Here is an 11816-nt window from a genome sequence, read left to right on the forward strand (position 1 = left end):
CCGTTTATTTTTAAAGTGTCATTGCGAGGAGGGCCAAGCCCGACGAAGCAATCCATGCATTAGATTGCTTCGCTCGCTACCGCTCGCTCGCAATGACACATAAAATTTTAAAATAATGAAAATTTTAACCCAATTTGAAAGAAAACCTCTTTTATTTCAGGATCCGGAATTTATCATATCCTGCACGGATCCGGAATTTTTTGTAAAAAGTTTTGAGGGTATCGAGAGTGCTCTTGATAAAGGTTATTATTTGGCCGGGTTTATTTCTTATGAGGCTGGGTATTATTTTGAGAAAAAATTATACAAAGATAAACAATATGATTTTCCGCTTATCTATTTAGGGGCATATAGGAGGCCGCAGAAAAATAAAATTCATTATTCTAGAGAGATTCCTGTAGGCTATTTGGAAAATCTATCGTTAAACATTACCCGTAAGCAGTATTCTTTAGATATAGAAACAATCCGCGACTATATTGCCAAAGGTGATGTATACCAGATTACTTATTGCATTAAACTTCTTTTTAAATATTGCGCCGACCCGCTGCGCCTTTATTATCAGCTTTTTAATGAACAGCCTGTGCCGTATCCTGCCTATATTCAAACAGATAAATTTCATATTCTTTCATTATCACCGGAATTATTTCTCAAGAAGAATTATACTTGCCTGGTAACTAAACCGATGAAAGGCACCTGGCCGCGGGGAGTAAATATCTTTTCTGACCTATTTGCTCCCATACACCTTAAATATGACAAAAAAAACCGGGCAGAAAATGTAATGATTGCTGATCTTTTAAGAAATGACTTAGGAAGGCTTGGAGTTAGTATTAAGGCGCCGACATTATTTGAGGTAGCCAGGTATAAAACTCTTTGCCAGATGACCTCTACCGTGACTGCTAAGATAGACAAAAGGATATCTATCTACAAACTTTTTTCTTCAGTTTTTCCTTCCGGATCGGTTACCGGGGCTCCGAGGATTCGCGCTATGCAGGTAATAAATGAGCTAGAGAGACAGGAGCGCAAGATTTACACTGGTGCTATCGGATATATCAGCCCAGATAGGGATCTATTTTTTAATATTCCTATTCGTACACTTTTAATCCAGGGGGATCAGGGAGAGATGGGTATAGGCGGTGGGATTGTCTGGGATTCGACGCCTGAGGGGGAGTGGAATGAGGGATTGCTTAAGGCTAAGTTCCTTACCGGTCTTTCCAAAGCGCCTTTTACTCCAGAATAGTTTGAAAAAAGTGACAGTCACTGTCGTGTCTAATTTAATTATGGTTGACAAGCCGGATTTAAGGGGTATAATATAATAAAGATTAGAGAATTTTACGCCGCCAAGGACACCAACTAACCTTTGCGGCTTTTTTATGGTTTTATGGGTTAAGGAGGTGCAAGATCAAAAAAATAAAGACTTCACTCAAAGGAAGAAAATGTAAATATTTACACTGTAAGAACATTCTGAGTATTTATAATCATGAATCTTATTGTCATATTCACCTGGGTCTTTTAGCTTATGATGATAAACCTAAGATGATGGCTAAAGCCGCATGAATAGCAAGCCGATAATTACAAATAATACTGTACAAGTTAGCGCTAATTTTTATGGTTTAGGTATCGCTCCGAAAATCTTAGATATTTTAGAGCGTATGAAATTTAAAGTACCTACGCCTATTCAGCTAAAAGCAATACCTCTTGCCCTCGAAGGGAAGGATATTGTGGGCATTGCCCAGACTGGAACCGGCAAGACACATTCTTTTGCTATTCCGATGGTGCAGCGTCTTGTGCAGAAAAAGGGAATAGGGCTTGTGCTTGCTCCGACCAGAGAATTGGCGATTCAGATTGATGAAGCTTTTCAGGAAATTGCCCGCGCATTTAGCATGAAAACTGCTTGCCTTATTGGCGGAGCGCCGATGCCTCCTCAGGTGCAGGCTTTGCGCAGGGATCCGCATATAGTTATTGCAACACCCGGAAGGTTAATTGACCATATGTCGCAGTGGAATTTTATGCCGGATAGTGTGGTTATGCTTGTGCTTGATGAAGCCGACCGTATGCTGGATATGGGTTTTGCTCCGCAGATCGAGAAAATCCTACGTTTCCTGCCTAAAGACCGGCAAACGATGTTGTTTTCAGCGACTATGCCCAAAGAGATTATGAATATTGCCGCTAAATATATGAAATTGCCTTTGAGCGTTGAGATTGCCCCTTCAGGTACTACTGCCGAGCGCGTTACTCAGGAATTATTTATTGTTAAAAAAGAGGCCAAGACCCAATTATTAAAAAAATTGCTTGCTCAATATCATGGGGCAGTTTTATTATTTTCACGCACAAAATATAATGCCAAAAAAATCGTCAGATCCATCAGAGATATGGGGTATTCGGCTTCGGAGATACATTCCAATCGGTCCTTAGCCCAGCGCAGGGATGCCTTGGAAGGTTTTAAATCCGGTAAATACAGGGTATTGGTTGCTACTGATATTGCTTCCCGCGGAATTGACGTTACTGGTATTGAGTTAGTAGTTAATTATGATTTACCTGAGGATGCGGAGAATTATGTGCATCGTATCGGGCGCACTGCCCGCGCAGGGCATAAAGGGCACGCTATTTCCTTTGCTACTCCTGATCAAGGTCATGATGTGCGTGATATTGAAAAACTTATTAAGGCAACACTTCCGGTATCAAAACATGCTGAGCTTACCCTTGATAAATTTAGTGAATCCAGCCGTCAGTTTGGCCGCGCTTCAAACCATCAATCAAGAAATGGGCAGCCAAGGTATGCACAGGCGAAAAAACCCTTTCGATATCCCAAACCTAAATTTTATCGTTAGCAGGGTCAAAGGTGATAGTCATCTTTTTTGTTATATAATAATTCCCGCCACAAAGATTCCCGCCACAAATCCCAGCGCAGCCGCCAATTCTTATGGCGCAGGCGGGTCCTCCAAAGCAGTAATGGCGGAAATTTCTTGTTTTTTTAATCTCTCACCCTATAATAGGTATATCTGTTTTGGTTCCTTAACTTAAAATATGAAGAAAATAAACATAAAGAAATTATTATTTTTTAGTTTATTACTTTTTTTCTTTATTGCTTTAGCGATAGGTTCATTTACCGTATTTTTTGATCAGGCAGTAATTGTAAGAAGGGATACGATTTATCGCGTTCCTTCTAAAGAAAAAGTAGTAGCTTTGACCTTTGATGACGGCCCGTCTTTGATCTGGACTCCTCAAATCTTAGCTGTACTTAAGGCGGAGGATGTTAAGGCGACATTTTTTATGATTGGTGAACATGTTCAGCAATTTCCGGAATTAGCCATGAGTGTTGCCGAGGCAGGCCATGAGGTAGGTAATCATACTTATGATCACCACGGTATATTTTATTATAAGCCTGATGAATTAAATAAAGAAGTGGAGGAGGCGGAAAAGATAATAAAGATTGCTACAGGTGTTAAAACTAAATATTTTCGCCCGCCTAAGGCTTGGCTTACGAAACAAGAGAAGCAACAGCTCAAGGATATGGGTTATGAAACTGTACTCTGGTCGTTAAATTCCAAAGATTGGGTTACTTTTGATGATCGTTATATCGTAAACTATATATTGCATCATATTCGTCCGGGAGATATACTTCTTTTTCATGATAGTGGAGGAGTATTTAAGCCTGAGGGCGGAAACCGTAAGGAAACAGTAAAAGCAGTAAGCCGTTTGATTGAGAAACTAAAACAGCGCGGTTACAGGTTTGTAACTATTAGCCAGCTTCTGGGGCTACAGGTAAAAGATGAAAAGCAATAAATTTATAAAACATATTATTGTTTTAGCTATCCTTTCATATTTTTGTTTTATGTTTGGCAACGGTTTGCTTAGCCTTACTATCCCCGATGAAGTTTTTTATGCTCAAACTGCTAAAGAGATGGCCCAGCAGCATAGCTGGATGACTCCTTATTTATTTGGCCAGCCGCAGTTTGAAAAACCGATATTTCTTTATTGGTTGCTAAGATTAGGATTTATGATTTTTGGGATAACCAGTTTTGCTGCCAGGTTTTTCCCTGCATTATTTGGAATAATAGGAGTAATTGCTGTCTATCTACTTGGAAGGATAGGTTTTAAGGATCCAAATAAAGCTTTTATTTCAGCAATAGTTTTGATGACTGGTGGGCTCTATATAGGCTTGGCCCGTACCGTATTTACGGATTTGATTTTTGGTGTATTTATTCTGCTATCTTTATTATTCTTTTATTGGGGGTATTCATTTGTCAACAGAAAAGGCTTAGGAATAAAGTTATTTTTTGTTTTTGCGGCCTTGGCAACTTTAACTAAGGGGCCTTTAGGTTTACTCATTCCCTTCTTAACTGTAGCCTCATTTTTGTTTATCAAAAATGATTTAAAATATTTGATTGATCGGTATTGGCTTGGGGGATTATTAATTTTTGGATTAATCGCTTTGCCTTGGTATTTGCTGATGTTTAAGCTCTATGGCAATACTTTTATTCAGGAATTTTTCTATAATGATCATTTTAGAAGAATTATTGAAGCCGAGCATATTGGAAATGATACCTGGTATTTTTATCCTTTATCTATGGTAGGCTGTATTTTTCCCTGGAGTATTTTTTTTATAGCTTCCTTATTTTTCCTGCCGAGATATTTAAAACAGAAAGATAATCATTTTTACGTTTTTTTAATCTGCTTGATAGCCGCTGTTTTGATTATTTTTCAGAGCGCGCATTCCAAATTAGTAAGTTATATTTTTCCGCTTTTTCCTGCGCTAGCGTTATTAACGGGTAATTTTATTATTGATTTAATCACTAAAGAGAAGAAGCGGCTAATTTACTCTATTTTATTCTCTTGTTTGTTCATTGTTTTCCTAGTTCCTGTAGCTTTCAAAGTTGTTTCTTTTTGGTTTAAGGGTTATTTGAATCCTTATATCCCATCGCAATTACTAATTAATTTTTTTATTTTTATATTTTTGGTATTCGGTTTCACCATGTTTTTTTTAATAATAAAAAGAAAAATATTAAAAAGTATTTATTGCCTAGCTTTGTTTGTTCCTTTAACGTTATACTTTACTCCATTTGTTAAAAACGATATCGAGCCTTATCTTTCTCCTAAATACTCCTGTGAATATCTGTTTAAGAATTATAAAATTGATAACATGATTTTGAGTTCTAAGTTTTTTGTGCGTGGGGTAAAGTATTATACGGATAAAGAAGTAGCAGTAATTGATGTACCGGGGACTCCTTTTTTTAGTCCGCATCCGATACCTTTTTTAAACTCTGAAATTAAGATACGTGATTTTTTACGTAAGCAGAAAATCACTTATTGTGTTTTAAAGGAAAGTTCAGTGGAAGATATTCAACGTATTACTTCAGGTTTATTTAAATATACGGTGCTAAAGGTTATCGGCAACGAATATATCCTAAAGATCGAAACGCTCTAGAATAATTAGGTATGAATAATCACAAAAAATCTGCATTTCAATTAATTCTGCTTTTCGGGCTGGTTAGCCTTTTTGGAGATATGGTTTATGAGGGGGCCCGTTCTGTCAATGGGCCGTACCTTAAAACGCTCGGAGCCAATGCTGCGATAGTTGGATTGGTTGCCGGGGTTGCTGAATTCTTAGGGTATGCGATACGCCTGCTGTCAGGATATTTTGCCGATAAGACAAGAGCCTATTGGCTTTTTACCTTTTTAGGTTATGGGTTGTTAATCAGTGTGCCTTTACTTTCTTTGGCCGGAATATGGCAGGTTGCGGTTATTTTTATCATTATGGAAAGATTAGGCAAGGCTTTGCGTAGCCCGGCAAGGGATACTATTCTTTCACAAGCCACTAAGCAGGTAGGTACGGGGATTGGTTTTGCCATAGCTGAGGTACTTGATCAGATTGGAGCAATCAGCGGCCCGTTAATTTTTACCTTACTTTTTGTGATTCTCGGTAAAGGGGAACGCAACCTAGTAGACTATCAGCGTGGTTATGTTTTACTTTGGGTTCCGTTGATTTTAGTTTTACTCTGTCTTATTTTTGCCTGGCGCCGAATACCTCATCCTGAAGTTTTAGAGGAAGCAGCGATTAAAAATCCGCCAACAGATAAACTAAGTAAAGTTTTTTGGATTTATACCATTTTTACTTTTGTTACTACACTTGGGTTTGCTAATTTTGCTTTAATCGGTTATCACCTGAAAGCCAAGCATGTACTTACTGATGCGCAGATTCCTTTATTTTACGCTTTGGCTATGGGGGTTGACGCCGTAGCAGCTTTGGCCATTGGAAAGATCTACGACGTTTTTAAGTTAAGGCACGATAATGAAAAGGCAGGTTTAATTACTTTAATTGCTATCCCGGTTTTTTCGTTATTTATTCCCTTGCTTGTTTTTTCTAACAGTTTTTCTTTAGTTTTAACAGGAGCAATTATCTGGGGTGTCGTTATGGGCTGTCATGAAACAGTGATGAGGTCCGCAATCGCAGACACTACTGCATTAAAGAAAAGAGGAACAGGTTATGGCATATTTAATACCGCTTATGGCTTGGCAGTCTTTATTGGTAGCGTGTTCGTAGGCTTGCTATATGAGCATTCTATATTTGCGGTTATTGCTATTAGTATTATTATTGAAATAGCGGCGATATTTGTATTTTTTATTTTGAAAAAAGAAGTTTTAAAATAATATGCATATTCCTGATGGATATCTGGGCCCGGTAACATGCGGATTTTTTTATGCTGTAATGCTGCCGATATGGGGAATAGCTTCAAAGGTTGTGAAGAAAACACTCCTGGTGCGCCAGATTCCCATGTTGGCAATTGGGGCGGCATTTAGTTTTGTAATAATGATGCTTAATCTTCCTGTCCCGGGAGGGACAACGGCGCATGCGGTAGGGGGCGTTATAGTGGCAATATTACTGGGGCCCTGGGCTGCTTGTATTGCCGTAACTGTTACTTTAGTCATTCAAGCATTCTTATTTGGTGATGGGGGTATTACCGCTATCGGCGCCAATTCTTTTAATATGGCTTTTATTTTACCCTTTAGCGGATATTATATTTATAAAGCAATTAGTTATAAATCCCTTTTAAATTCAAAAAGAAGGATTATTGCTGCCGGGGTTGCCGGTTATCTTGCTATAACCTTAGCAGCTTTATTCACCGGAATTGAGCTGGGCTTGCAGCCGTTGTTGTATCAGCCAAGCGAACAGGTTTTTTATTTTCCTTATGGATTAAAAATAGTTTTGCCGGCAATGCTAGGTGGGCATCTCTTGCTAATAGGCTGGGTAGAAGCGGTTATGACTGGTTTGGTAATAAAATATTTACAAAAATATTCTTCGAAACTTTTTGCAGAAAGTAAGGGAAATTCTTAAACAAAAAAAGTAATTTATGATATAATTTCTAAATTACTTAATTTTATAAAAATCCTGTGTTAAAAACTCCACTTTACGATATTCATCTTGCGCTCGGCGCAAAAATTGCTCCTTTTGGCGGATGGCTGATGCCTATTCAATATCAGGGGATTTTGGCTGAGCACTCCCATATCCGCAATGCAGTTGGCGTATTCGATATCTGCCATATGGGAGAGTTTATGCTTGAGGCGGACCTGGCTTTAAGCGGCCTGGACCGTATTGTTACGCAGAATATAATTTCAATGCCGCAAGGTTCCTGCCGTTATGGTTTTATGCTCAATGATCAAGGGGGAATCCTGGATGACCTTGTCGTATACCGTGTTAATGAAAATAATTGGATGCTGGTAGTTAATGCCGCAACTACCTTGAGTGATTATGAACATCTAAAAAGAAATCTTTCAGGCCAATATATCCTGGAGGATGTTTCCAGCAAAACAGGAAAACTTGATGTCCAGGGGCCGCAATCACTGGATGTGCTGAAAAATATTTTTGGCGGCGGCATATTAAAACTTAAATATTATACTTCTTCTGAATTCTTTTTTCAAAACCAACGTTGTATAGTTAGCCGTACCGGTTATACCGGAGAGCTTGGGTTTGAAATATATATATCAACCGATTATGTTATAAAACTATGGGAAGTTTTACTTAAAGATGGGCGTGTAAAACCCGCTGGCCTTGGCTGTCGTGATACTCTGCGGCTTGAGATGGGGTATCCTCTTTATGGACAGGATTTGGATATAAATCATACGCCGTTATCTGCTGGCCTTATCAAGTTTGTGGATTTATCTAAGAATTTTATTGGCAAGGATGGCTTGTTAAAGGAGCAAAAGAGCGGCTCAAAAGAGTATTTAATTTATTTTCAGGCGGATTCGCGTAGAGCACCGCGGCATGGTTTTGCAATCTTTGCAAATGATCAACGTGTGGGCACAGTAACTAGCGGTTCATTTTCACCCAGTCTTTCTGTGGGTATTGGGATGGGATATGTTTCGGGTAATTATGATATTGGCGCAGAGCTTATTGTTAAAGAGGCAGGCATAGAAATTCCGGTAAAAGTTGCCAGGAAGCCTTTTAAAAAATTGACTTCGTTATAACAACTTCAATGGGGACAGTCATTTACTAGTAAATGACTGTCCCCATTGAAAAAGGAGAGATTTGATGAATATACCAAAAGATCTTTTTTATACCAAGGACCATGAATGGGCGCGTATTGATGGAGATACTGCTTATATCGGGATTACTGATTATGCCCAGCATTCCCTAGGTGATATTACTTTTGTGGAGTTGCCAAAAAAAAGTGAGGAGCTCAAGCAATCCAGATATTGCGCTACTGTTGAATCGGTTAAAGCTGCATCCGAAGTCTATGCGCCTTTATCGGGCAAGGTTTTATCCAATAATGAGCAGTTAGCGGCTCATCCGGAATTAATTAATCAGTCTGCATACGAAAAAGGTTATTTTTTCTCAATGCAGATTTCAAATGAAGCTGAAAAAGAAAAACTTATGGATGCAGTAAGTTATGAGCGTTATCTGGAAGGGCTTGCCAAATGAGCTATACCCCGCATACGCAGGAAGATATTAAACAGATGCTCTCGGCAATAGGAGCCAAGAGTATTGATGATCTTTTTCAAGATATCCCAGCGGCGCTTGCTCCAAAATCTTTTAATATTCCTGCTCCAAAATCGGAATTCGTTGTAACCCAGATTCTGCATAAGCTTTCTTTAAAGAATGCTACTAACCTGGTTAATTTTGTCGGCGGCGGTTTCTATGATCATTTTATTCCTGCTTCAGTTGAAGCTATTGTTAGCCGACCGGAGTTTTATACCGCTTATACTCCGTATCAGCCGGAATGTTCCCAGGGGTGGTTGCAGGCAATCTATGAATATCAGAGTATTATTTGTCAGCTAACCGCTCTTGATGTTTCAAATGCTTCTTTGTATGACGGTGGCACCGCTCTTTTTGAGGCGATGATGATAGCAATTAGGCAGACCGGGCGCAAAAAAATAATTTTGGATAGCGGAGTGAATCTAATTTATCGCACGATGCTTTATACTTATACAAAAAATCTTTCCGTAGAATTTATAGAGATTCCGGTTGCGCACGGCCAGAGCAGCAGAGAGGAATTAGTTAAATATTTAGATGATAAAACCGCCGCGGTAATTTTACAGAATCCTAATTTTTTCGGCGCTATTGATGACCATACTGATATAGTTGAAAAGGTTCATAAGTTTGGTGCTTTGGCAATTGCTTCGGTATATCCGGTTTCTTTGGGTATGTTAAAGTCTCCAGGAGAAATGGGGTTTGATATCGCTACAGGAGAAGGACAAAGTTTAGGGATTCCGCTTTTTTTTGGCGGCCCTTATTTGGGGTTTATGGCTGTAAAAAGTCAATTAGTGCGTCAGATGCCTGGTAGAATTGTAGGGGCTACGGTTGATAGCGATGGAAAAAGAGGGTTTGTATTAACTCTTCAGACACGCGAGCAGCATATTCGCCGCCAGAAAGCAACTTCTAACATTTGTTCAAATGAGGCTCTTTGCGCATTACGGGCAGCAGTGTTTGTTTCTCTCTTGGGCAGGGAAGGCTTAAAGGAATTAGCCGAGCATAACTATTCAAAAGCAGAATTTGCCAAAGAGCAACTATCGCGCATTAGCGGTGTGCAGGTGAAACGTTCTTCTCCGACTTTTAATGAATTTACGGTGTTATTGCCAAAAGGCGCCGATGAAGTAGTGCACCGGATGATTGATAAAGGTTTTGCCTGTGGTTTTCCGCTGGGCAGGTTCTATAAAGGGATGGATAATTATTTATTGATTGCTGTTACCGAGAAGAGGACTAAAGAAGAGATTCGTAGGCTTGTCGATAGCCTGGAGGCAGTGCTATGATTTTTCTTTTAAAAACATGGGACCGTTTCTATTTTTCTAAATTTAGAAAAATAGAAACGGTCCCAAGATTCAACATGAAAGCGGGTGCGGGGTGAAATTAATTTTTGAAAAACATAAAGAGGGAAGGCGGGGATTTTTATATGGCAAGTGTGATGTCGATAAGCCTAAGCCTTTGGCAGAAAAATACTGCCGTAAAACCCAGGCGCATTTAGCTTCTCTTAGCGAGCTGGACGTTGTGCGTCACTATACGAATATGTCCCGCTTTAATTTTTCTGTTGATACTCACTTCTATCCGCTTGGTTCATGTACCATGAAATATAACCCAAAATTCTGCGAACGGATTGCGTCATTTGAAGGATTTTCTGGCGTGCATCCTTTATTGCCTCAGCTTTCAGGTGGCGGTATGCTTGCGCAGGGTTCGTTGGAAGTTTTGTATGAAACAGAAAAGCTGCTTTGTGAAATTACCGGAATGAAAGCTTTCTCGATGCAGCCTTTAGCCGGAGCCCATGGTGAATTAACCGGAGTAATGCTTATTGCTGCATATCATAAAGATAAAGGAAACCGGCGTAAATATATAATTGTGCCGGATTCATCGCATGGCACAAATCCTTCCAGTGCCGCTATTGCCGGTTATGAGATTAAAGTTATCCCAACAGGCTTAGATGGCTATATGGACTTGGATGAATATAAAAAACAGTTGAATAACGAAGTGGCAGCTGTGATGTTGACTTGTCCGGATACCTTGGGGATTTTCAATCCGCGCATTAAAGAAATTGCTGATTTGGCGCATAAGTGCGCAGCTCTGATGTATTATGACGGAGCCAATCTCAATGCTATGCTTGGTAAGGCTCGTCCTGGGGATATTGGTTTTGATGTTATGCATATAAATTTGCATAAGACATTTGCTACGCCTCATGGAGGAGGCGGCCCGGGGGCAGGCCCAGTGGGGGTGAGTGAAAAGTTAGTTGAGTTTCTGCCGATTTCCCGGATTAAGAAGCGCGATGACGGCACCTATGCTTTGGATTATCATCAACAGAAATCAATCGGTTATATCGCTCCTTTTTACGGAAATTTCGGAGTGATTCTTAAAGCATATGCTTATATATTGGTTTTGGGTAAGGAAGGCTTGATTAAGGCAACAGAGATGGCGGTGTTAAACGCCAATTATTGCCAGGCAATCCTTAAGGATTATTATGAGCTGCCTTTTGATAAAAGGTGTATGCATGAATGTGTTTTTTCTGCCGTACGCCAGGCAAAAAATGGAGTTGCTGCTTTAGATATTGCCAAATATTTAATTGATAAAGGATATCATCCTCCGACAATATATTTTCCTTTAATCGTTAAAGAGGCATTGATGATTGAGCCGACAGAAACAGAGTCAAAGGAAACCATTGATGCTTTTATTGAGGTAATGATTGAGATTGCTCATCTGGCGCAAGAGAATCCAACTGCTGTAAATTGTGCACCTGTTAATATGCCGATAAAACGGCTCGATGAAGTAAGGGCAGCTCGACAGCCTGATCTTTGCTGGAAGGAGGAGTCATCCTGAGCTATGAGCAAAGCGAATGGCCAAG

General features: G+C 39.5%; 10 protein-coding genes. All 10 read left to right on the top strand.

Annotated elements, in window-relative coordinates:
* Positions 1-115 precede the first annotated feature (115 nt).
* The 10 genes from PHC29_01805 to gcvPB all read left to right on the top strand — a co-directional run bounded on the left by PHC29_01805 (position 116) and on the right by gcvPB (position 11791).
* Positions 116-1234: a chorismate-binding protein gene (locus tag PHC29_01805; protein ID MDD5108233.1), complete on the top strand. Its 1119-nt coding sequence runs from the start codon at positions 116-118 to the stop codon at positions 1232-1234.
* A 313-nt stretch (positions 1235-1547) separates the two neighbouring features.
* On the top strand, positions 1548-2825 hold the full coding sequence (locus tag PHC29_01810) for a DEAD/DEAH box helicase (protein MDD5108234.1): 1278 nt from the start codon (positions 1548-1550) through the stop codon (positions 2823-2825).
* A gap of 196 nt (positions 2826-3021) precedes the next feature.
* Positions 3022-3780, top strand: coding sequence for a polysaccharide deacetylase family protein (locus PHC29_01815; protein MDD5108235.1), 759 nt, complete (start codon positions 3022-3024; stop codon positions 3778-3780).
* On the top strand, positions 3767-5422 hold the full coding sequence (locus PHC29_01820; protein MDD5108236.1) for a glycosyltransferase family 39 protein: 1656 nt from the start codon (positions 3767-3769) through the stop codon (positions 5420-5422). Before PHC29_01815 ends, PHC29_01820 begins: the two co-directional genes overlap by 14 nt.
* Positions 5423-5433: 11 nt before the next feature.
* Entirely contained in the window at positions 5434-6645 is a 1212-nt protein-coding gene (locus PHC29_01825) for an MFS transporter (GenBank protein MDD5108237.1), read from the top strand.
* Between the two features lies 1 nt (position 6646).
* Positions 6647-7330, top strand: a complete 684-nt coding sequence (gene cbiM, locus PHC29_01830) for a cobalt transporter CbiM (protein MDD5108238.1) — start codon at positions 6647-6649, stop codon at positions 7328-7330.
* A gap of 56 nt (positions 7331-7386) precedes the next feature.
* Positions 7387-8460: a glycine cleavage system aminomethyltransferase GcvT gene (gene gcvT / locus PHC29_01835; protein ID MDD5108239.1), complete on the top strand. Its 1074-nt coding sequence runs from the start codon at positions 7387-7389 to the stop codon at positions 8458-8460.
* 64 nt (positions 8461-8524) lie between these two features.
* The gene (gcvH, locus tag PHC29_01840) at positions 8525-8914 is read left to right on the top strand and encodes a glycine cleavage system protein GcvH (protein ID MDD5108240.1); all 390 of its coding nucleotides are present in this window, start codon (positions 8525-8527) and stop codon (positions 8912-8914) included.
* The gene (gene gcvPA / locus PHC29_01845; protein MDD5108241.1) at positions 8911-10242 is read left to right on the top strand and encodes an aminomethyl-transferring glycine dehydrogenase subunit GcvPA; all 1332 of its coding nucleotides are present in this window, start codon (positions 8911-8913) and stop codon (positions 10240-10242) included. The genes gcvH and gcvPA overlap by 4 nt, the downstream gene beginning before the upstream one ends.
* Positions 10243-10333: 91 nt before the next feature.
* Entirely contained in the window at positions 10334-11791 is a 1458-nt protein-coding gene (gene gcvPB / locus PHC29_01850) for an aminomethyl-transferring glycine dehydrogenase subunit GcvPB (GenBank protein ID MDD5108242.1), read from the top strand.
* The last annotated feature ends 25 nt before the right edge of the window (positions 11792-11816 follow it).

Source organism: Candidatus Omnitrophota bacterium, from assembly GCA_028712255.1.
In the GTDB taxonomy this organism is placed as follows: domain Bacteria; phylum Omnitrophota; class Gorgyraeia; order Gygaellales; family Profunditerraquicolaceae; genus UBA6249.